The organism is Pseudomonas sp. 05L36 (assembly GCF_056398125.1).
Genome location: NZ_JBFTOU010000010.1, coordinates 131,973 through 153,500, shown reverse-complemented (window position 1 = coordinate 153,500; position 21,528 = coordinate 131,973). Strand labels below are relative to the sequence as shown.

Sequence of the window (21,528 nt, the reverse complement as noted above, 5' to 3'; positions counted from 1 at the left end):
AGTACATCCGCCGGATTTTTCCCAACATTTCCATGCTGATCACCCTGTGTTCTCCTGCTCGAAAAGTGAGCAGAAGCAATTGAACACCTGGGTCAGTTTTCAGTCGGCAGAACAGCCTTTACTGGGTCAGTTTTCGGTCAGCGGCAACAGGCTTCGGTTTCCATGGCAGAAAAGTATTCCTCGCTCAATGCCGCCTCGAATTTATGGCTCTGCATTACCTGTCGGGAAGCTCGCTGAAGAACACAAGGAGGTGCTTAAGGCATGAATCCAGCGAGAGAAGCCATACGCTGCTAGTCTTCGAGAATGCCCGCCATCGGGAAAAGGCGCCAAAAATCGATTGCATATTGACATCACAGAGGCGCGCGCCGAAACTCAAAAATAACCCCCACAATGATAGGGACATCCAAATGAAAAAGCGTTCTTTTCTAGTTCCTCTGACTACTCTGGCTGCAGCCATAGCCACAGAACAAGCTTCAGCGATAACTACTCATGAGGTTGTCGAGCCCAGAACCGACGCCACACACACGTTCCAAACCGATGCACAAAGCGAAAACCTTTTGGTACGCAGTGGCGATGATCAATTCGCCTTTGTTCTCAAACGCGGGGACCAAGGTCAGATGATGGCTTACCACAGTTCTCACAGTTCACATGCCTCTCACGTTTCTCATGCCTCTCATACCTCGGGCTCCTAATGGCACTCTCGGATACGCTTGTCTTTGATGAGCGGCTTTATGACGCGCAGGTTCTGCAAAAAGCCGCTTATCGCTCAATCAATTCACTGACGGTTGATATCACATCAACAGGGGGGCAATTTATCTGTGCCTTATCCTCGAATATTGGTGTTGACGAGCCTTCCTTTCTGACTGCCGTGCAAGAGTTCAAGAAGGACGTACTTGACTACCAACTGCGCCACCGGCTGAACGTTGAGACGCAGCCGATCAAGAACCTGATCCTTGGACTGGCTTTTTCAAAAACCGGGCTGACTAGTGAGTAAATTCCAGAAGCTGGAGTTCTACGCGCAGCAACAGACCTACGAGTTGCTGCCCTTTAAGTTTGACCGCCTGAATGACGACGAGTACGTCATCACCAACATGGCTGGCGAGTTTCATGTCATACCGGCGCCGATGCTTGAGCCGATCATAAGCAAGACGTTTGCGCTCTCACCAGAACTGATCGCTACGCTGCGGTCAAAACAGTTCATTCGATTCACCAATGAGCAGGCTCCACTCCAGCTTCTGGCACTCAAGATTCGCACGCGGCTGTCCAGGTTGGCCCAGTTCACCAATCTGCATATCTTTGTGGTGACCCTTCGCTGCGACCATAGCTGCCCGTATTGCCAGGTATCGAGGCAGTCGGAAAGCAAAGGCGAATTCGACATGACCACGGAGATGGCAGACAAGTCGTTAGATTTCGTTTTTAGGTCTCCGAATCCAGCCATCAAAATTGAGTTTCAGGGTGGCGAGCCGCTGCTGAACTTCGAAATGGTGAAGTACGTCGTTCTTAAGGCAAAAAAACGTAACCTTAAGGAAGGACGTGACCTGCGGTTCGTCATTGCGACCACGCTATCGCTACTGACCGATGACATGCTCGATTTCTGTAAGCAGCATAATATCGTGCTTTCATCTTCTCTCGATGGGCCGATGGATCTGCACAATGCAAATCGTCCACGGCCAGGCCGAGATAGTCATCAGCGTTTCGAGGCAGGCTTGAAAAAAGCCCGTGCAGCCCTTGGCTATGACCAAGTGTCTGCCCTGATGACAACCACCGATAAGAGTCTGCCACGAGCACGTGACATTATTGATGAATACTTACGCTTGGGCTTTGATGGCATCTTCCTGCGCACGCTTTCCCCTTACGGCTTTGCGATCAAGACCAAGAAGTTCATGTCGTATGACACGGAGCGCTGGCTGGAATTTTACAAGGAGGGTCTTGAGTACATCATTGAGCTAAACAAGTCGGGCATACGATTTGTAGAGCAGTATTCCGCGATCGTGCTGACAAAAATGCTGACATCAGGGGACCCTGGGTTTGTTGATTTAATGAACCCTGCTGGTGCTGGTATCGCAGCCATCGTGTTCAACTACGACGGATCGGTCTACGCCTCAGATGAAAGCCGTATGCTTGCCGAAATGGGTGATCATACGTTCCGGCTGGGCAGTATTCTTGAGCATTCATATGAGGAGATCATCCTCTCTGATCAGCTTCTGGATGCACTGGAAAACTCCTTCACTTTAAGTGCCCCCATGTGTTCTGACTGCGCATTCGAACCTTACTGTGGCGCTGAACCTGTCTACCATCACGCAATACACAAGGATGTGGTGGCAAGAAAGCCTGAATCTGCTTTCTGCAAGCGGAATATGGCGATTTTCAAGCACCTCATTGAGCTGATGGGAAGCGATGAGCAAACGAAACGGATTTTTATGGGGTGGGCCAACCGATGCTGAAACTCGGCGGAAAGATAATCCGTATACATGCGGTTGACGTTGACAAAGTCATCACCTTGGCCAAAGTGTCAACCAGTCGGAATCTGCCTGAAGTTTTGCGACGAGAAATGGCCTACCTGGTTTCTGATAACCAGATACCCCACGGATTCGCGCACTATCTGCTGGTTGATAAACATCGGCAACTGGTTGACGCGCTCCCTTCCGATTCCGACTTCTCAATTCTACCGGAGGAATATAGCTATATCGGTGATGGCGACATTATCCGGCTTTCAGCGGATCGTCATAACATCCGAGTGCTGTTTCGTGCATCGTCGCCGCACAACAGTATTCTGGTCACAGAGCAGTGTAATCATTACTGTCTCATGTGTTCCCAACCGCCGAAAGCAGCTGATGACTCATGGATACTCGACGAAATCGAGAGCCTGATTCCGCTGATTCCAAAAGATACCCGCGAGCTGGTGTTTACCGGGGGCGAGCCGACGACCAACCGGGAGCGTTTCCTTAATATCATCAGCCTGACAAAAAGTTATCTGCCACGAACCGCGATTCACATTCTCTCGAACGGGCGCAGTTTTAAGGACCCAGCGTTCGCTGAACGGTATGCGCAGATTGAATTGCCCGACGCGATGATCGGAATCCCTGTCTATTCAGACGATCCAACTCTGCATGACTACATTGTCCAGGCCCAAGGTGCATTCGATGAAACCATTCAGGGCATTCTCAATCTGAAGCGCTTGGGCCAGAAGGTTGAGATCCGAGTCGTCATTCACAAGCTATCGATACAACGCCTTCCTGAACTATGTGAGTTTATCGCACGCAATCTTTTGTTTGTTGACCATGTGGCGCTGATGGGCCTTGAGATGATGGGTTTTACCAGGGCCAATCTTGATGAGCTGTGGATCGACCCATTCGATTACAAAGACACACTCAGCAAATCGGTTGGCATTCTGGCCAAGTATGGCATGCATATCTCGGTCTACAACCACCAACTCTGCCTAGTGAATTCAGACATTTATCCCTATTACCGCAAGTCAATCAGTGACTGGAAAAATGAATACGCCACCGAGTGCGAGGTATGCACTCGAAAGTCGGACTGCGGAGGATTTTTTTCGTCAGGGATCAAGCATGGTTACAGTAAGAGCCTAATACCTTTTTTTGATCTACGTTAAAGGTTGGCATACAAATTATTCTGTAATTTGTTGCGCTGCGGAGTAAATTTAATTATAGAAAAATACAGTCGACATAAAAAGCCAATATCCAATGAGCCGTCAGGTTTTTTGGTGAGAGAGATATCAGGGCTGAATTTACCTGAAGGGTCTCTTGCTCTTGATTTGGGGTGCGGCTATGGTCGTAATTCCGTCTTATTGTCAAGGTACTTTGCGAATGTAATAGCTGCTGATTTTTCTTGTAAAAGTTTCAGCGACTTATGGTATTTAAATTGCAAAAACATACGCCCGGTGATCCTCGATTGCGGGCAGTTACTGCCGTTTTTAAATAATGCATTCTCAGCTGTCATAGTTGTTCATTTATACCATGAGAATTTAATTGCTAATTTGATTGATGTAATCCAGTCGGACGGTTTTTTTATTTATGAAAGCATTGCTGGTAATGGCGAAAACTGGCGAGAGCTGAGTCTTCCCGGAGAAGTAAAAAGGCTTTTAGAAAAACAGTTCATTATCAAGTATTACTTAGAGCGACCTGTAGGTCCTGATAAAAAACATGCCACCGTGAAAGTGGTTGCACAGAAAAAACCTGAATCGCTCGCAGCTTTATAGGCGCATCTGATTGTCGGCTTCAGGTTCAGACTGTGTGAAAACGCCGTGGATTGACTAATCTTCTGATCGTCGAGATAGTATCGGGGGACGATCATTAAGCGATTCATTGAAGGTGTATCCATCACATCGTTGTGACGGTGTGAGCCGCCGAACGCTAATCGCACTTTGGGAGAATCACCACGGTGGGGCGTAGCCTTAAAGGTTCTGTCTACCTGGGTTGCTGTCAATGACAGCGCTTTGCCCGATCTTTTCTACGCCTGTGGATAATTTGGGTCAAGGCTCGAATTTTCGGGAATTCTGCGGCTGTGGATGAAATTATCCACTGCTAGGAATTTGTCGTTTCCACAGACTCGCCAGTGACGTTTAGCTTTTCTAAGCCAGATCCTTCCAACCAAGGCGGTTTTGCAGTCCGTGCTGGGTGTACGCCTACTCTATTGCTCCATGTTTTGTCTTTCTCCGACGACCTTGAAAAACGCCACCGCCAGTTCACTCAATTTCAGATGATTGATTGCAAGATGCCATCCTTGCGCTTCAATTCACCTTAGTGTCATCCCGGCACATAGACTCCCTGACGGGAAAGGAAATCTGAATGTCTTCCCTGCAAGCCGAGATGTTAATTGAGCAAAAGGTCGCCAACGCTCAAAAATCAACAGGCGTGGCTTATCTGCTGTGGTTTTTCCTGGGAGGCTTCGGTGGCCACCGGTTCTATCTCGGTAAGACCGGAACTGCGGTCGCACAATTGATTATTACGATCGTCGGGTTTTTTACTCTGATCCCTCTTATCGTCACAGGCATCTGGCTGCTTGTGGACCTCTTTTTGATTCCGGGCATTATTCGTGAGCACTCCGAAAAAGTTCGACATGATGCCCGCCTTGAAGTGGCTCTCATCGAGAAAAACTGAAGTTCGTTACCCGATTCGAGTCAATCTTGCAGGTCGCTGAGCAAGTACGACTGATGAGGTTCTGCGCCGTTGGATCATCCCTGAAAAGGATCCAGGCCCTGTCAGCTCTTGCTGGTAACGGATCAATTTGAGTACCGGCAATCTCATCTTTAGCCAGCCTGGTCATCTGTGGATAGGTCGGGCTGTTCTACGCTGAGGGCCAGCTGTCGAAGGCCCCCATGTAGTTTTCTCCAGGCAAAGAAAACCCGCACGATTTGAGCTTGCTGACTGGGTCAACCTAGGCTTGGCGGGTGTATTAGGGGGCATTTTAAGTCGCTGGAGCAGATCGTCAACGTCACTCTGAAGTGAAGTTGTAACAGTTAGGTGTGCCGCCAGATTTTGGTGCAGGTGGGGGGAAGCCTGTATCTACAGGGGCTGTTTGTAGCCGCTGGATTTCTGGATGCCAGAAACAACAAAGGCCCGCATTTCTGCGAGCCTTCGTTTTATATGGTGCGGCACCAGACGAACGGTGGTGGTCCGCGAGGCTAGGTTTTCTGCGGGTCTGGAATTCGCTGGAAAATTTGGCGTACCTCAACCAGTAACTATAAATAAATCAGCTAGTTATGGCTTTCGGTGGAATCGAATCGGGGATTTATAAGGCATCAGCACGTTGTCGACCTGCACGTAAATCATCCAGAGCAGCATACGGCATAATAAACCTCCTGAATTTGAACATTGCAGCCTATTAACTCCATGGGCAATAGGCTGGAGTCGACCCAGGCTGTGTGAAACGCATGCCCCCGTTTTGAAGGCGCGCTGCTACGTCAAATCTGCCAGCATGTGGGTTAGTCAACAGACCTTGAGTTTGCGAAGGAGCGCGATTTTCGTTGCGTTTCTGACTACCAAACTCGGTCTAAAACGGTTTCACGCGAAGCAGCCAGTCGGATCAGAGCCTTCGCAGCAGCAGCTGCTGTGGGAGGGAGGGAATTCTTATACGACAAGCGCTAAGCCGCTGATCCTAAAAGGGCATTTTCCACCATCTTTAGGATGAATGCAGGCTAGCCCCTCGTTCTCTGCGTGACAGCGCTGTGCCGCAGACGCGGCGGAGCCTTCTCCGCAGCTGATCACGTCAAATGAAACTGAGTAAGTAGCTCGAGCGCGATCGACTTCTCATTAGCTGTGCAAACAGCTGATTAAGTGCAATGGACTGTCGCAAAAACTGTCCATTTATCGACAAACGCAAGCTTTTCATCGCTCTGCAGCGTCAGCGGATCCGACAGCATCCGTTGAGTGAATGACAGGCTCCTATGTGCCCTAGAAGCCAATTGGAATCAAGGATTGACCTTCAATTGATAGGATACTATTCATGGCGAATAGCCGCTGCTACTATACTTGCGATTACTGTAGGTATACCTACAGCGTCGGATGTCAGGTGAAAGGCAATCGGGCTTTGGTGTAAAGCTAATTTGGGGTGTTATGAAAGCAACAATTGTGCCATATAACGAGGAGCGTGGACATGCGATCCGCAACGTTCTCTTTGTTTTCGAGTACGCACAACCTATTGAACCCCACGTTTTTGCCGATTTCCAGCCTGGCACGGCGCTGCATGCCCAGCTAAAAACTATTCTCCCGAAATTTGGAGAGCAGCAGCAGCTTGTGGTGAATTTTCCTGCGGGCGGAAATTTTTTTAATCAATCCGTTCCACACCCTATGATGATGAGCGGTGTGACCTTTGAAAAATTCAAGGTAGATGGTGAGATAGCTCTCGCCTTAAATATCCAAGCAAATAGTCTTTCCATAATTTGCGGCGAATACAGTCGCTGGGCTCAAGTATTAGCTGAAGTAAGCAGCGTGCTAGGTATTATCTCAGACTGGCTGTCGAAACATGTGAAGGCATCTATCTTTGCCTTGCAGTACCTTGATGAGTTTAAAGTAACTTTTGAGGATGGCGTGTTTCGGCCATTGGTAGATCTTTTTGATAGCGCCTCTCCTTATTTGACAGCTAATTTCGTCAATGTTGCGCAAGAGTTTCATTCGCATCACGGATTTTTCAGCGACCCAACATTTGATGTTCCGGGTAGATTGCTCACCAACGTAAACGTAAATGTTACCAAGGTGGCCAATTTTCAAAATGTCCAAATCCAGGCTACGCACAAGTACTACGCGCAAGCTAATCTTGACATTACGGAGGAAGGCAGGGAGTTAAGTTCTCTGCTGAAAGGCGTTTTTGAATATCTACACCAAGAGAACAAAGAAATTATAGGTAGTATGCTTAGCTCGGAAGTCAAGGAAGCTATTTCTTTTAGCTCTAGAAGGCATGAGGAGTAGGATATGTCAGTAGCTCGCAACTATTACGGTGATCTTTCTTCGACTATGAGTGATGCTACCTATAGTCAGCCAAGTAGCAGTCAGACTGCAAACGGCGCCTTCGTGCCTACAAGCTATGGATCTTACAATCTCACCCATGAAACGTTGATACCATCAACTCATGAAATGGGTAAGATTCTTAAGTCTCAAAAGCTCTATCAGGATTTGGCTGCTTATTCAAAGCTTGAACCAGGCTGGGACGGGTATAACGCTGATCCAGTGATGCCGGGATCGCTTATAGATGCACGGGTTTTCGTTTCTAGTTTGCCACCGCAGTATTTTTTGCCTGAACCTATGCTGGCGTCTGATGGTGAAATCTCTCTTTATTGGGAGATAAATGGCGTATATTTGGAAGCCTCCTTCCCGGGCGACGGTACCTACCATTATATTTTTAATGCAGGGTCAGTACGATTTGCTAGCGATGATGTGCATGTGAGCTCGCCACTTGTAAATCGCGAATTTCTATCTTATTTAGCTTCAATTTAAATCTATGGTTTGTCGCACCTTTTTCGAAGCCCTGCCCGTTGATCGAGACAATATCAAGCAACGGGCAAACCTCATCGATCAACAGTTCCCGAACGGTGTCTGTCAGCTGGAGTCGGTTAGCGACTGCTCGCACGGCATAGTATCTGATGAAGAGTATGCCCATCGGTTCGTGTTTTCGCCCATTCACATGGATGGGGATGTGATCAAGACGGCATTTTTCAGTGATTGCCAGCATGTAGGGCTGTCTTGCCAGCGCAGCGCTGATGGAACTATAGACCCAAGTGTTCATGCTCGCGGTAAACAAATTGTAGAGGCACACAACAGAAATAATAGCGATTCCGCAAATGATCGCTCCTATTTAGGTGTTGTTACTGCTAAATGTGGCGATGTGCGAGCGCTTAAGCCTAGGCCTGATGCTGGGCCTAATAGCGCAATTTTCGACCAGCCTATGATGGCTATCTATGATACCGCTAAGCTTGGGGATGAAGCGCACATTGATATATTTCAACTATCTGTAGACAGAAAAAAAGCCTTAATAAAACAGGCTCGAAGAGACCTTGCCTTGATTTTTACACGTACGCCTATCGTCTAGTCTTAAACGATTTTTGACTAGGTGGGCTCCTGCTCTAGTCTAAATTTTATCCATCACTGTCGTTAAATACTTCACTTGCATAAAATCTATTGCAGATGTTTTGGTTATGTTTGGTTGTGTATTTCTTAGGCGTTGGGTATATCAAAGATCACTATATGTGCTATATAACTAACTAGTTATATAGCGTTTTGTCACGTCTTCTCAGGCGCAAGATTGTAAATATTGCTTTCCACTATCCAGTTTATGTGTGCGGATAATCCATCTAAATCTGGGTAAATTGATGAGGTGTTTATGCCGTAAAAATTTAAATCTTGAAGAAGAGTTTTTCGATATTCTTTCGATATGGTAATAACCTCTAATGCTTCGTCCTCTCGCATTAACTCATCAATTCCTTTTTTGGGGTTTGAGCTTATTGTAAATATCCCGCTCTGCCTGATAATTCTAGGGGCTAATCCAGTCGGCTTAAACTTTCCCGCGCTCTTGATGTCAAATGGGCTTTTGATTTTTTTTGTATCAAATTCCCACATGCATTTATAACAAAATATTTTTGCATCTTTATCTTGATGATTTTCTGAAACCGCAAAAAAAGCGGCAACTAAAGGGTTGTAGCTCCAATCAAGCAATCTAGTAGCTAAGCCGTGATGCTGAGCAATAGCGAGCCATTCCCAATCAGAGTCGGGCCTTTCCTTTATAAACTCATTGGCTCGACGTCTCCAAGCTTTAAAAATAGCTTGCTCGTTTGAATTTGAGTAAGGAGTGCGGCCGGATTTAGGCTTGAGTTCCCATGATGGATCACCATGGCCTCTAAATATCCAAGCACTACTATTTTTATATTTTTCAAGGGTTTTATGGAGTTCTATGAAGTTGGTGATTATCATGGTGCCCCTGGAAACTATAAAAAGTATTCAAGCGCCAAACTTGGTGGATGCGTTTTTTGTAGTTGTGCCACTTCCTGGTTGGCCCGAAAATCCAGCATAGTGTAAGCGTCTGCGCGTTCAGGACGGTAAGCGTAAACCCGAGGCCATTTATTTGCCATTATTTCGTATGTCGTCGGCTCTTGGCCGATCACTGACCTTTGCCTAGCAGTTGAACTGCCAGGATTTTCCTAAGCGAAGAGCGAGCAAATGTATGGTCAGCAGATAGTAATAGCGCGTCGATTCAGCGTGCTGGTTCAGGTGGTGATTTAGAAACCAGTCGAGATGCTTTTGCTGCCAGGTCCATGGATTGTCGCGGTGCCAGCGATTAGAAATCGCCGCTTGAATGGCCTTTGCTTGGCATAGGTGACGCTCGCGTGTGGCATGTGACCCGGTCAGAGCGCCGGCCAGGAACAGTTCCATATCGAATGCCTTGCTCATGTTCGGCCGCCAATGTAAGCCGACACCACGTCGATACGGCCGTGCCCGAGTTCATAGCTGATTTGCACTCGGGCTTCCTGATCTAGCCGTCGGTTGAGCTGATAGCAGCGGCCACCGTTGATGGGCGCGAGATGATGGGTGATTTGCTCGTAGCGTTCGCAGGCATAGGCCGCCCGCAATTCGTGGAAGCCTTTAAGGTTGTGCTGATGGAGGATGTGTCGGGCGGGGCGGACGATTCCCCGTTGGAAATCGATGTAGCGTTCGTTCGGTGCAAGCAGGTTGCGGCTACCGTCGGGTGAGACCTGTTCGGCAAGCCTCAGCGCGTCACGAATATGGTCATCCACCATGATCCAGCGAGGTGCCGACGCACCGGAGCGGCCACCTTTGGTGCCGTCCTGGATGTTGATCTTGCCGTATTGTTCGGCCTCACGTTTTAGACGTGGTAGGTCGGCCAAAATGGCCTCGCGTAAGCGCATGCCGGTGGCTCGCGCTAACTGCGCGATGGCAGCGGCGCGCGGCATTTGATGTTCGCACAGCACCTCGACGATCCGCTTCACGTGTTCGCGGTCTTGGCCTTGTGGCACCGAGCGACGAACACTGGTGCGCCGCATTCCCAGCACCTTGCTCGGACTCGGCACTTTCACATATTGATCACCGCGAAGCGCCGCCATCGTTCGGTTCACGCTGGACAGCCGGTTTTGTGCGGTGGCGATGCAGATAGCCCCTTGTTCAACTTGCTGCCGTAGATGTCCGGCGTAGTCCAACAAGGTCTGCCGATCAATTTTTCGCGAATCGTTAAACCCCGGTCCATCCTCCGACCGGCACCACCGCACAAACGCCTGCCACCGATCACTGTGTGCTTTGACCGTGCCATAATGCCCGCCTCCAAACATATCGCGCAATGCCTGCGGCCCGGCATAGCTCAGTTGCCGACCCCATCCAAAATTACGCTCGCCCCGTCTACCGACCAATGCCATGATCAAACTCCTCTCAAAGCTAAACCCCTTGAAACTTTCCCCACGTCATCCCGCCATGGATGTTGAGTGCTATCAGGGATCAAGGCCCCTGCGACCTGTGAGGGTTGTCCACTAACGCGGGACTGGCGGCTCTTTACGACCGGGAGCTTGGGCATCTCATGATCTGGCCTCCTGAGCACTTCCGAGGAAGTGGGCGGGTGGAGGCTGCGCTGGCTGACGAGACCGGCGCCGCGAGATCTTGAGTCAGGTGAAGGCAGGGATGCGATGACCGGGGCATGCCTGACTGTCAGTCAGGTGCAGTCCATTCCGTGGGCTGCGGCACCATCATCTGCATCGCTGTTGCTGGTGACTTCGGTGTTTGTCACGCCGATTGTCACAAGGGGGAATGCCGCAAAGCCTTGTACGAGTTGGGCTGCAGCAGCGGTAAGAGCGTTCGTCTCTTCCAGGAAGTAAGAGACGAACGCAGGTTGGCGCAGTGAAATGGTCAAGCGGATAGGTTGCTGCAGGGCAGCCGGGTAGGGTGGGTTTTGCTGCAGTAGGCAAAGCTGAGAAGTAGGCATCCATCACATTGCTGTGACTGTGCGAGCCGCCGGACGCTAATCGCACTTGGGGGTGAACCACCACGTTCGTGGCGTAGCCTCAAAGGTTCTGGCTACCTGGGTTGCTGTCAACGACAGCGCTTGCACGATCTTTTTTACGCCTGTGGATAATTTCGGTCAAGGCTCGATTTCTCGGGGATTCTGGGGCTGTGGATGAAACTATCCACCGGTGGAAATCAGTAGTTTTCCACAGACAGTTGCGCCGGCTTTAGATTTTTTAAGTGAGGCCCATCCAAGCAGGGCGGCTTTGCTGCCCTGTTTGGATGGGCCCGCGTGGAAGGGCGGACTGCGGTGACCTCACAGGCTTACCCACGATGGAATGTGCCACGACTGTTTGGCAGGGCGGTGATGTTGTCGCCGACCGGGTGGGCGAATTCGTGGGGCGTCAGATGCCCATGGCGGTTGGCATCGAGGTAGTTGCTCCACCACGCCATGATCAGCCTGCGCTGTTCTAGGAATTCGGCCTTGTGGATATACGCGGCGCGCACGCGGTTGCGTTCCTTGTGGCTCATCTGCCGTTCGATGGCAGCATCTGTCCACAGCCCTGACTCTAGCAAGGCGCTACAGGCCATAGTTCTGAAACCATGGCCGCATACATCCTTGGCCGTGTCATATCCGACATTGCGCAGCACCTGATTCACGGTGTTTTCGGACATGGGTTTCCAGTATTTGTGATCACCGGGCAGCACCAGCTCTGAAAAGCGGCTCAGGCTGCGCAGCCGCTGCAGAATCTCGATAACTTGTGGTGAAAGCGGGACGATTTGAATGTCGCCGTTCATCTTGGTCCCACGTGTGGAGTTACGTACCCCGTCAATCGGTGCACGCACGTCGGGGATTTCCCACATGGCCCGTTGAAAGTCGAATTCACTCCATCGCGCGAAGCGCAATTCGCTGGACCGGACGAACACATGGAGCGTTAGCAGGACGGCGAGGCGCGTCATCTCACGGCCGTGGTAGTTGTCGATGCGGTGTAGCAGTTCGGGCAGGCGATTGAGCGAGAGTGCAGGGCGATGGATTGTACGCGGCGCGTGGATCGAGCCTGCAAGATCCAGCGCGGGGTTCTCGCTGATCTGCCGAGCTCTTTTGGCCCCGCGCATGATGGTGGATAAGTAGTTCTGCACCCTGAGCGCCACATCTATGGTGCCGCGTTCCTTGATGCGCTGGGTGATTTCCAGCAGGTCGTGGGTATCGAGTTCGGCGATGGGCCGTTGGCCTATGAGCGGGAACACGTGGGTGCGCAGTCGGCTCATCACCGTTTTTGCATGGCCTTCGGTCCAGCGGCGGGACATGTCGGCGTGCCACTCAAGGGCAACGGTTTCGAAAAGCAGAGCCGCTCGCTGAGCTGCGATCTTGGCCTTTCTCTTCTCTTCCATGGGATCTAAGTTGTCGAGCAGCAGCGCTTTGGCCTCGTCGCGCTTACGCCTTGCGACGGCCAAGGACACGATGGGGTAATTGCCGATGATCAGCGTGGCTTCCTTGCCGCTGGGCTTGAAATACCTCAGGCGCCAGGTCTTGACGCCGTTGGGTTTGACGAAGAGGTACATGCTGCCGCCGTCGAAAAGCTTGTAGGCGCGTTCGCGGGGTTTAGCCGTACGGCATTGCAGGTCGCTGAGAGGGATCGCTAGACGTGGCATAGGGTACGGTCTCCAGATAACAAAGACGCTGTACCCCAAAGATAGCTGCTGGGAAGGGGGATTTTGTTGGATCCCGACAGAGGGTCCTGGAACGAAAAAACCCGCCAAAGGGCGGGTTTTCGGGGCTTCCAGAGCATTCGGTGGAATGCAATGGAGCCTAATGTGGTGCCGGCACCAGGAATCGAACCCGGGACCTACTGATTACAAGTCAGTTGCTCTACCATCTGAGCTATACCGGCGTGTCAGGGCGACGATTATAGCGATTGGTTGGCTTCTGTAAACCCCTGAATTCTGACTATTTTTGTTCGAGCTTCAGGTCAGGCGCGCAGCAGGGTTTTCTTGAGTTTCTGAATGGCTTGCCAGGTTCGACTGTTTTGCATCGCGCGCAGCTGTGCTTCGGCCTGTTCGGCGCGTTGCAGGGCGGCGGCGAGCTGGTGTTCGGCGTCGCCGATGGGGTGGCTGAAGTTGTGGCCTTTGCAGAACTGGAATTCGTCCAGGTTGCACGGCGGGATGTCGAAGGCAGGTTTGAGGTTCAAGTGTTCTTCGGCGAGGTAGTAGGTGTTGATGCCGTCGAACAGGATGGATTGGTAGCCGGCGTCAATGACGAGGTTTTCCCAGGTCTGGTCGCGGGCCCAAGGGGTTTCGATGAGGATTACCCATGGTCGCCATTGGGTGAAGTCCATGCCACGCAGGACGGTTTCTTCGTGGCCTTCGACATCGATTTTGAGGAAGTGAATGGCGCGGTCCCGGGCGTGTTCTTCGCAGATGGAGGTCAGGGTGCGGGACTTGATCGTTTGGCTGCGCACGTCCATGCCGGCGTCTTTGTGCATTTTGGCCATGGCCGGGTCGAGGGTCGAGAGGCCAGTGCCGGTGATGCCGTAGAAGGTCAGGTCGTCAGCACTTTCCCCGGCCGCGCACTGCAGGTTGGTGTCTTTGGGGCGTTGCTGGCACAGGGCTTGGTAGTAGTTGGGCATCGGTTCGATGTTGATGCCGGTCCAGCCGTTGTCGTAGAACGCCTTGGTGACCGAGTCATGGGTGGGATGGTTCGCCCCCACGTCGATGTAGAAGCCGTTCTCGACAGTCTTGAGGGCGCGCCACAGGCGTATGTCTTCGAAATTCTGTGCGTAGGAAATGAAAGTCACTGGCGCATCCTGTCGGAAGAATGTTCTTGTTCGTGGCCGCGCATGCTGGCGCCCTGGCGTTTGTGTATATCAAGAGAAGTGCGGCGGTGCAATTTCCCCTGTCAGCGGTCCGGGATTAGGCATTTATGTCGTTTTCATTAAATGCTTATGCACAATGCCATCGGCAGCGCACTGGGTTTAGGCCGATTTTGTGGATCCGTTCTCATTTGTCCGTAAATACCTGTTTTTTCGATTTTTTATGCAGGTGTACAAAAAATGAACAGTATTGATTTTGCCCTGAAACAGGCGTGGATATTGGATCCGTGATTATTCCATCAACAGAGTTATCCACAGGTCGGACGGGTTTAAGCGCGTTCGGCCAGGAGCAGGAAATTACGCGGCGTGAGCGGGGTGTCGCAGAAGGTGCCGATGCGGACGCTGTAGCCCTGTTCGGCGAGGAAAAGTGCCCGGTCAAGGACCAGCCAAAGCTCCAGCGGGCGTCGGAACAGTCCGCGTAGTAGTTCAAGGTTGCGCACTTCGGCCAGTCGCTGCCAACCGGCAGCTTCGAGGGCTGGCCAATCTTGCGGGACGATTGTGGATAACTCTTTGAGTGCGGCCAGGTGATGGCAGTAATCGGCGAAAGGTTTGTCCAGCCAGGCGCTGGGCAGGGAAGGGGTTGGCAGGTACTCGTCCATGCTGCGCAGTTGCCGTTGCAGCAAGTCGAAGCCCAGACGCCGGGCCATGGAGGTGTCGCGTTGACGTCGCACGCGGGCACCGGCGGTAACGGTTTCGCTCATGGGCAATGCGAGGTCGTCGAGGGAAAGCTGTAAGCCGGAGCCTTTGGCGGCTGAGGAAATCGGCGAGTATTGGGCAAGACCGATCCGGTTGTAGCAGCACGGCGCAATGGCGATTTGTTTGCAGCCTGTTGCGCTGGCGAGTTGAATCAGTCGCACATGCAAATCACCGCAGGCGTGAAGCGCGATGGGCGTGTGATACGCACTCAGTAAAGCAGCTGCGTCTGCCGCGAGCACATCTTGTTCAATATGCAGTGCGTGCAGGTGATGACGTTGGCTGAGTGCCTGGCCGCTGGTGACCAGTGCCGGGTCGTATTCCAGGCATGTCAGTTGTTGCCCCGCTTGTAGCAGGCGGCGCCCCAGATGTCCCTTGCCCGAGCACCAGTCCAGCCAATGCCGCGGTGCCTCGGAAAACTGTAATCGACTGGCGAAGGCTTCGATCTGTTGCCATTTGCGCCCCGGCACATCGACGTTCAACCGATGGCCGGCCGCTTCAAGCGCGCGTGCGGGCAATTCATCCACGGCACTCAAGGCAACGGACATCGTTGCCAAGCAAGCAAAGGGTTCCGGTGCATTCAGGAGGGCAGGTTGGTTGTGAGCGTTTTCCGCGTCTTCCAGCGTTCGCTCGCGTAGCCATGCGGCTAACTCCGGGTAGGACGCTTCCCAGGGAAGTTGCCGATGAGTGAACGGCCGAGGTTTCCACAGTGCCTGATGCTCTGTCAGAAAAGCATCCAGCGCGGTGAAACGGGCGAGCAGGGCCTCGCCCGTCAACACGCAATCCTCAACGCCCTTGGCAGGCATCGACGCGCAACCAGCGCTCCAGCAGCTTGAAGCCGCGCACCAGCACATAGGCCATCACCAGGTAAAACATGCCCGCGGCGAAGAAGATCTCCACCGGCAGGTAGGTCCGGGCAATGATGGTGCGGGCCATGCCAGTCAGTTCCAGCAAGGTCACGGTGCTGGCCAGGGCGCTGGCCTTGAGCATCAGGATCACTTCGTTGCTGTAGGCCGGCAGGCCGATGCGCGCGGCGCGCGGCAGGATGATATAGAGCAGCGCTTTGGGTTTGGACATGCCCAGTGCCCGTGCCGCTTCGATCTCGCCCGGTGGAATCGCCTGGATGGCGCCGCGCAGGATCTCGGCGATGTAGGCCGCTGTGTGCAGGGTCATGGTCGCCGTGGCGCACCAGAACGGATCGCGCAGGTACGGCCACATCGAGCTGTTTCGAATCGCGTCGAACTGCGCCAGGCCGTAGTAGACCAGGAACAGCTGAACCAGCAACGGCGTACCACGGAAAAAGAAGATGTAGCCGTAGGGAAATGCCCGCACCCACCACAGGCGCGACGAACGGGCGATGCCCAGTGGAATGGCCAGTAGCAAACCGGCGATCACGGCGATGGCCACCAGTTCCAGGGTCAGGGTCGCGCCCTGGGCCAGTCTCGGCAGCCACTTGATGATGACTTCCCAGTTCATTGGGTGCTCCTCGCGAAGCCGCGAGCGGCGCGTTTTTCCAGGAAGTGCATGCCGGTCATCGCCAGCACCGTCAGGCCCAGGTACATGAACGCGGCCACCATAAAGAAGGTGAACGGCTGTTTGGAGACGGTCACGCCGATTTGCGCATGACGCATGATTTCTTCCAGGCCGATCACCGAAACCAGCGCGGTGTCTTTCATCAGGATCATGAACAGGTTGCCCAGGCCGGGCAGGGCGATGCGCCACATCTGCGGCATGATCAACTTGGTGAAGATGCGCCACTTCGACAGGCCCAGGGCCACGCCGGCTTCACGATGGCCTTTGGGGATGGCGAGGATCGCGCCGCGAAACACTTCCGTGGCGTAGGCGCCGAAGCACAGGCCCAGTGCAATCACGCCGGCGGCGAAGGCGTTGAGTTCGAGGTCGGGGTTGCCGAAGAACTCGCCCAGGGCACGCATCAGGTTGACGGTGCCGAAGTAGATCAACAGCACCCAGAGCAATTCAGGGATGCCGCGAACCAGGGTCGAATAAGTGCCGCCAAGCCATTGCAGCGGCTTGTACGGGGAGGTCTTGGCCAAGGCGCCGAGCAGACCGAGCACCAGCCCCAGGCATAGGGCCGAGAGTGCCAGTTTCACTGTCATCAGCGCGCCAGCGGCGAGCGCCGGGCCGAATCCGTAGAGGTCGATAATCATGGATTTCTTTTCAAATCGCGGCAGGCAAGGCCGAGAACCGGCGCCGTCAAACGGCGGCACCGGTCAGGCAGGTCAGAATCAATAGATGCTGAACGGGAAGTACTTGTCGTTGATCTTCTTGTAGGTGCCATCAGCGACGATTTCTTTCAGGGCGGCGTTCAGCTTCTCGCGGATCGGGTCCTTTTTACGGACAGCGATACCGATCTTGTCGCTTTCTTCCACTGGGTCGCCCTTGAACTCGTAGCCACGGCCAGCGTCGCTTTTCAGCCATTCGTAGTTGACGTACTTGTCGGCCAGGATGCCGTCCAGGCGGCCGGAAGTCAGGTCGAGATAGGCGTTTTCCTGGGTGTCGTAGAGTTTGACTTCAACGCCCGGCATGTTGTCTTCCATGAAGGTGCCTGCCAGGGTCGAGCGCTGGGCGCCGATCACCTTGCCTTTCAAGGAGTCCTTGTCGGTTTTGAAGTCGACGTCTTTCTTGGCGATGAATTGCAGCTTGTTGGAGTAGTACGGGTCGGTGAAGTCCACCGCGCCCTTGCGCTCGTCGGTGATCGACATCGAGGAAATCAGGAAGTCGAACTTCTTGGCGTTCAGGGCCGGGATGATGCCGTCCCAGTCGGAGGTCACGACGGTGCACTCGACTTTCATCTTGGCGCACAGGGCGTCGCCGATCTCTTTGTCGAAGCCGACGACATTGCCACTGGCATCTTTATTGTTGAACGGCGGGTAAGCCGCTTCGATGCCCATCTTCAGGGATTCGGCCATGGCACCGGCGCTGAACGCCAGGGTGACGGCGGCAGCCAGGAAGACCTTTTTGTAGTTCTGCATGTGGGTAGCTCCGTTAGCGGTTGCTGGACATGAATTGTTTGCAGCGCGCCGAAAGCGGGTTTTCAAACACCTGCTGTGGCGATCCTTGCTCTTCTACCAGGCCCTGGTGGAGGAACACCACTTCACTGGAGACCTGACGTGCGAAGCCCATTTCGTGGGTCACGAGCAGCATGGTGCGGCCTTCTTCGGCCAGCGCGCGGATGACATTAAGTACTTCCTGGACCATTTCCGGGTCAAGCGCCGAGGTGGGCTCGTCGAACAGGATGACCTTGGGCTGCATGGCCAGGGTGCGGGCGATGGCCGCCCGTTGTTGCTGGCCACCGGACAGTTGCGCGGGATAGGCATGGCGCTTGTCGGCGATGCCAACCTTGGCCAGCAGGGCTTCGGCCACGTCGATGGCTTCGGCCTTGCTCTGGCCGAGCACGCGGCGCGGGGCTTCGATGATGTTGTCGAGCACGCTCATGTGCGGCCACAGGTTAAAGTTTTGAAACACAAAACCGATTTCGCTGCGCAGGCGGTTGATCTGCTTGCCGTCGGCGGCCACCAGTTCGCCGTTCTTCGCGGCCTTGAGCTTGAGTTCTTCGCCGGCGACCAGGATCTGGCCCTGGTGCGGGTTTTCCAGCAGGTTGATGCACCGCAGGAACGTGGACTTGCCAGAGCCGGAGGAACCCAGGATCGAGATCACATCGCCGTCGCGGGCGGTCAGCGAGATGCCTTTGAGCACCTCCAGCGAACCGTAGCGTTTGTGCAAGTTGCGGATTTCAAGCGCGGGCGTGGCCTCAGCCATGTGCGTTCCTCATATATGTTGCGCTCCTGCTGTTGGCGGCCTTCCTGGCGAGGCGGCCAACCTAGCATAGCGTTTCAATGGCAGCCAACAGCGCTACGGACGGTAAACGGCTGGCGTGTGGCAGGTTGTCGCATCGGTGCAGCAGACTGTCGCCCCATCAACAACCGAACAGCCGTTTGAACCTTGCCTGTCGATAAAAAGCGCGGCGGCTGCCGCAAAAAAAGGCGCGATGTTGCCAGCTTTGACAGGGTGTTGGAAGCGCTATCCGGCCAAATGCACCGGTTGCGCACTTTTAATGTGCACAGAGCCAATTTCAGGTGTGTTTCCGGTGCACTGATTCGCCCCACAAAGTGGGTTGCAGGGTAACGCTCTGGCAAAGTGCCATTAAATTCAATGGGTTGCGATGACCGTCCGATCAGAGCGAGATCTCCGGGCTAGAGGGTTTTGAAATATTTTGGCGCAATTATTGCGTGCAGAATCCAGAACGCCCCGTTGGCTTCTTTTTACGAGAAGGACCGCCGAACGGGATGCACGCATTCGCTTCTCCTTACAAAGGTAGTTTTAATGAGCAGTACCCAAAGCTCTAATGGCCTCGAACAGGGGCTCAAACCGCGCCACGTGACCATGCTGTCGATTGCCGGGGTTATCGGCGCCGGCTTGTTCGTTGGCTCGGGTCACGCCATCGCCGCTGCAGGTCCGGCTGTTCTGTTGGCTTACGCCGCCGCCGGCATGTTGGTGGTGCTGGTGATGCGCATGCTCGGCGAAATGGCCGTTGCCTCGCCGGACACCGGTTCGTTTTCGACTTACGCCGACCGCGCGATCGGTCATTGGGCCGGTTTCACCATCGGCTGGTTGTACTGGTGGTTCTGGGTGCTGGTGATTCCACTGGAAGCCAACGCCGCCGCGACCATCCTGCATGCCTGGTTCCCTGGTGTGGACATCTGGGCCTTCGCCCTGGTCATCACGATGCTGTTGACCGTGACCAACCTCTTCAGCGTAAAAAACTACGGTGAATTCGAGTTCTGGTTTGCCCTGATCAAAGTGTTGGCCATCATCGGTTTCATTGTTCTGGGCCTCATGGCGATCTTCGGCTTCCTGCCGGGCAGCCAGGTCAGCGGCGTTTCCCATCTGTTCGACACCCAGGGCTTCCTGCCAAACGGCATGGGCGCGGTGTTGGGTGCCATCCTGACCACCATGTTCTCCTTCATGGGCACCGAGATCGTGACCATCGCGGCCGCGGAGTCGAAGAACCCTGGCAAGCAAATCTCCAAGGCCACCAACTCGGTGATCTGGCGGATCGGCTTGTTCTATCTCGTGTCGATCTTCATCGTCGTGGCCCTGGTGCCTTGGAACGACCCGGTACTGGCCAGCCTCGGTTCCTACCAGACTGTGCTTGAACGCATGGGCATCCCGAACGCCAAGATCATCGTCGACATTGTGGTGTTGGTCGCCGTGACCAGCTGCCTGAACTCGGCGCTCTACACTTCGTCGCGGATGTTGTTCTCCCTGGGCAAGCGCGGCGATGCGCCGGCCATGTCCACCCGCACCAACAAAAGTGGTACGCCTTACTGGGCGGTGATGCTGTCCACTGGTGCCGCGTTCCTGGCAACTTTCGCCAACTACGTGGCCCCGGCGGCGGTGTTCGAATTCCTGCTGGCCAGCTCCGGCGCTATTGCTCTGCTGGTGTACCTGGTGATTGCGATCTCGCAACTGCGCATGCGCAAACAGCGTGTGGCTCGCGGTGAGAAAATCGTCTTCAGCATGTGGCTGTTCCCGGGCCTGACCTACGCGGTGATCGTGTTCATCGTCGCGGCCCTGACCATCATGCTGTTCCAGGAAGCCCATCGTGTGGAAATTCTCGCGACCGGCTTGCTCAGTGCTCTGGTGGTAGCGGCCGGCTTGCTGGTGGCTCGCCGCCGCAACCTGGAAAAACGCGGCGCGGTGGTGCTGAACTGATCCATACCGCGTAATGCAAAACGGCCGCTGTCAGTGATGACGAGCGGCCGTTTTTGTTTCTGTCGATTGTTCGGTGTTCAGTCGACATGAACCCAGTCTTCTACGCGTAACCCTGGAACGCGCTCGAACTCCCGCAGGTTGTTGGTGACCACGATTAACCCGCGTGAGCGTGCGTGCCCGGCAATCATCTGGTCGTACGGGCCTATGGGTGTGCCGGCCTTTGCCAGTTCGGATCGAATCATTCCGGTGTGCGCTGCTGCTTCGTTGTCGAAGGGCAGGACTTCAAGTCGGGCGGCGAAGCCCTCGATGACCGCCAGGTTTTTTTCGGGCGCTGCTGATTTTTCCGCGCCGTAGATCAGTTCCATCAGCGCGACCGCACTGATGCACAGTTGGCCGTGATGACGGTTGAGCGCCTCCCGTACCACCTGTGGTTTGTTCTTGATGGTGAAGATGCAGATGTTGGTATCGAGCATGTACTTGATCATCAGAACGACTCACGCTCCTGCTCGGCGGGTTGCTCGCGATCGGTCATGAAGTCTGCCGTGATGCTTTCGCCATCGAACCAACTGTCCCAGGTTTCACCGGCGGGAGTGATGATTCGGCTTCGACCTACGGCGACGACGTCGACTCGTTTCACGTCGCTTGGCATGGCTACAGCTTTCGGCAGGCGAACGGCCTGGCTTCGATTGCTCATGAAAAGGGTTGTCTGTTCCATTTGGACCTCCTGCGCTTTTGCTGGCGCGATGTGTCCAAAGGATAGATTTTGCGCTGGA

At 53.7% G+C, this 21,528-nt stretch carries 24 protein-coding genes and 1 tRNA gene; 11 read left to right on the top strand and 14 right to left on the bottom strand.

Annotated features, from left to right (window positions below; genetic code table 11):
* The 10 genes from AC1DKH_RS14035 to AC1DKH_RS13990 form a co-directional block, all read left to right on the top strand.
* A partial coding sequence (locus tag AC1DKH_RS14035) for a hypothetical protein (RefSeq protein WP_477798454.1) occupies window positions 1-265 on the top strand: 265 nt, incomplete at its 5' end.
* On the top strand, window positions 204-692 hold the full coding sequence (gene hxsA2, locus AC1DKH_RS14030) for a His-Xaa-Ser repeat protein HxsA2 (protein WP_477798453.1): 489 nt from the start codon (window positions 204-206) through the stop codon (window positions 690-692). The genes AC1DKH_RS14035 and hxsA2, both read left to right, overlap by 62 nt.
* The gene (hxsD, locus tag AC1DKH_RS14025) at window positions 692-994 is read left to right on the top strand and encodes a His-Xaa-Ser system protein HxsD (protein WP_007983228.1); all 303 of its coding nucleotides are present in this window, start codon (window positions 692-694) and stop codon (window positions 992-994) included. The genes hxsA2 and hxsD overlap by 1 nt, the downstream gene beginning before the upstream one ends.
* Window positions 987-2,444: a His-Xaa-Ser system radical SAM maturase HxsB gene (gene hxsB / locus AC1DKH_RS14020; protein WP_477798452.1), complete on the top strand. Its 1,458-nt coding sequence runs from the start codon at window positions 987-989 to the stop codon at window positions 2,442-2,444. Before hxsD ends, hxsB begins: the two co-directional genes overlap by 8 nt.
* On the top strand, window positions 2,438-3,613 hold the full coding sequence (gene hxsC, locus AC1DKH_RS14015; protein WP_477798451.1) for a His-Xaa-Ser system radical SAM maturase HxsC: 1,176 nt from the start codon (window positions 2,438-2,440) through the stop codon (window positions 3,611-3,613). The genes hxsB and hxsC overlap by 7 nt, the downstream gene beginning before the upstream one ends.
* Window positions 3,614-3,724: 111 nt before the next feature.
* On the top strand, window positions 3,725-4,219 hold the full coding sequence (locus AC1DKH_RS14010; RefSeq protein ID WP_477798450.1) for a class I SAM-dependent methyltransferase: 495 nt from the start codon (window positions 3,725-3,727) through the stop codon (window positions 4,217-4,219).
* A gap of 589 nt (window positions 4,220-4,808) precedes the next feature.
* On the top strand, window positions 4,809-5,120 hold the full coding sequence (locus AC1DKH_RS14005; RefSeq protein WP_477798449.1) for a TM2 domain-containing protein: 312 nt from the start codon (window positions 4,809-4,811) through the stop codon (window positions 5,118-5,120).
* 1,455 nt (window positions 5,121-6,575) lie between these two features.
* Window positions 6,576-7,427 (top strand): TIGR04255 family protein, encoded by an 852-nt coding sequence (locus AC1DKH_RS14000; RefSeq protein ID WP_477798448.1) that lies wholly within the window; start codon window positions 6,576-6,578, stop codon window positions 7,425-7,427.
* A 3-nt stretch (window positions 7,428-7,430) separates the two neighbouring features.
* Window positions 7,431-7,952, top strand: coding sequence for a hypothetical protein (locus AC1DKH_RS13995; protein ID WP_477798447.1), 522 nt, complete (start codon window positions 7,431-7,433; stop codon window positions 7,950-7,952).
* Window positions 7,953-8,151: 199 nt separating this feature from the next.
* Window positions 8,152-8,544 (top strand): hypothetical protein, encoded by a 393-nt coding sequence (locus AC1DKH_RS13990; protein ID WP_477798446.1) that lies wholly within the window; start codon window positions 8,152-8,154, stop codon window positions 8,542-8,544.
* Between the two features lie 191 nt (window positions 8,545-8,735).
* Here AC1DKH_RS13990 and AC1DKH_RS13985 read toward each other — a convergent pair whose 3' ends face one another.
* From AC1DKH_RS13985 to AC1DKH_RS13930, 12 genes are all read right to left on the bottom strand, one after another.
* Complete coding sequence (locus AC1DKH_RS13985; protein ID WP_477798445.1) at window positions 8,736-9,422, bottom strand: FRG domain-containing protein; 687 nt, start codon at window positions 9,420-9,422, stop codon at window positions 8,736-8,738.
* A 201-nt stretch (window positions 9,423-9,623) separates the two neighbouring features.
* Window positions 9,624-9,899 carry a hypothetical protein gene (locus AC1DKH_RS13980; protein WP_477798444.1) on the bottom strand — a complete coding sequence of 92 codons (276 nt, stop codon included), beginning with the start codon at window positions 9,897-9,899 and terminating at the stop codon, window positions 9,624-9,626.
* The gene (locus AC1DKH_RS13975; RefSeq protein ID WP_477798443.1) at window positions 9,896-10,876 is read right to left on the bottom strand and encodes an integrase domain-containing protein; all 981 of its coding nucleotides are present in this window, start codon (window positions 10,874-10,876) and stop codon (window positions 9,896-9,898) included. The genes AC1DKH_RS13980 and AC1DKH_RS13975 overlap by 4 nt, the downstream gene beginning before the upstream one ends.
* 290 nt (window positions 10,877-11,166) lie before the next feature.
* The gene (locus AC1DKH_RS13970) at window positions 11,167-11,364 is read right to left on the bottom strand and encodes a hypothetical protein (RefSeq protein WP_477798442.1); all 198 of its coding nucleotides are present in this window, start codon (window positions 11,362-11,364) and stop codon (window positions 11,167-11,169) included.
* A gap of 416 nt (window positions 11,365-11,780) precedes the next feature.
* A complete protein-coding gene (locus AC1DKH_RS13965; protein WP_477798441.1) occupies window positions 11,781-13,109 on the bottom strand; it encodes a tyrosine-type recombinase/integrase in 1,329 nt (442 codons plus the stop codon).
* 163 nt (window positions 13,110-13,272) lie between these two features.
* Window positions 13,273-13,348: transfer RNA gene (locus tag AC1DKH_RS13960), tRNA-Thr, on the bottom strand.
* A gap of 78 nt (window positions 13,349-13,426) precedes the next feature.
* The gene (locus tag AC1DKH_RS13955; protein WP_477798440.1) at window positions 13,427-14,251 is read right to left on the bottom strand and encodes an FkbM family methyltransferase; all 825 of its coding nucleotides are present in this window, start codon (window positions 14,249-14,251) and stop codon (window positions 13,427-13,429) included.
* Between the two features lie 344 nt (window positions 14,252-14,595).
* The gene (locus AC1DKH_RS13950; RefSeq protein WP_477798439.1) at window positions 14,596-15,825 is read right to left on the bottom strand and encodes a methyltransferase; all 1,230 of its coding nucleotides are present in this window, start codon (window positions 15,823-15,825) and stop codon (window positions 14,596-14,598) included.
* Window positions 15,806-16,495, bottom strand: coding sequence for an ABC transporter permease (locus tag AC1DKH_RS13945; protein WP_223457877.1), 690 nt, complete (start codon window positions 16,493-16,495; stop codon window positions 15,806-15,808). The genes AC1DKH_RS13950 and AC1DKH_RS13945 overlap by 20 nt, the downstream gene beginning before the upstream one ends.
* The gene (locus tag AC1DKH_RS13940; protein WP_008046524.1) at window positions 16,492-17,187 is read right to left on the bottom strand and encodes an ABC transporter permease; all 696 of its coding nucleotides are present in this window, start codon (window positions 17,185-17,187) and stop codon (window positions 16,492-16,494) included. Before AC1DKH_RS13940 ends, AC1DKH_RS13945 begins: the two co-directional genes overlap by 4 nt.
* Before the next feature lie 78 nt (window positions 17,188-17,265).
* The gene (locus tag AC1DKH_RS13935; RefSeq protein ID WP_477752659.1) at window positions 17,266-18,012 is read right to left on the bottom strand and encodes an ABC transporter substrate-binding protein; all 747 of its coding nucleotides are present in this window, start codon (window positions 18,010-18,012) and stop codon (window positions 17,266-17,268) included.
* Window positions 18,013-18,025: 13 nt separating this feature from the next.
* Window positions 18,026-18,799 carry an ABC transporter ATP-binding protein gene (locus AC1DKH_RS13930; RefSeq protein ID WP_137804039.1) on the bottom strand — a complete coding sequence of 258 codons (774 nt, stop codon included), beginning with the start codon at window positions 18,797-18,799 and terminating at the stop codon, window positions 18,026-18,028.
* Window positions 18,800-19,363: 564 nt separating this feature from the next.
* On the opposite strand from AC1DKH_RS13930, the gene gabP reads away from it, so the two are divergent.
* The gene (gabP, locus tag AC1DKH_RS13925) at window positions 19,364-20,755 is read left to right on the top strand and encodes a GABA permease (RefSeq protein WP_477752658.1); all 1,392 of its coding nucleotides are present in this window, start codon (window positions 19,364-19,366) and stop codon (window positions 20,753-20,755) included.
* A 77-nt stretch (window positions 20,756-20,832) separates the two neighbouring features.
* Here the strand turns inward: gabP and vapC are convergent, their stop codons facing one another.
* Window positions 20,833-21,240 carry a type II toxin-antitoxin system tRNA(fMet)-specific endonuclease VapC gene (gene vapC / locus AC1DKH_RS13920; protein ID WP_477798438.1) on the bottom strand — a complete coding sequence of 136 codons (408 nt, stop codon included), beginning with the start codon at window positions 21,238-21,240 and terminating at the stop codon, window positions 20,833-20,835.
* Window positions 21,240-21,470 (bottom strand): type II toxin-antitoxin system VapB family antitoxin, encoded by a 231-nt coding sequence (gene vapB, locus AC1DKH_RS13915; RefSeq protein ID WP_223544571.1) that lies wholly within the window; start codon window positions 21,468-21,470, stop codon window positions 21,240-21,242. Before vapB ends, vapC begins: the two co-directional genes overlap by 1 nt.
* Window positions 21,471-21,528 lie beyond the last annotated feature (58 nt).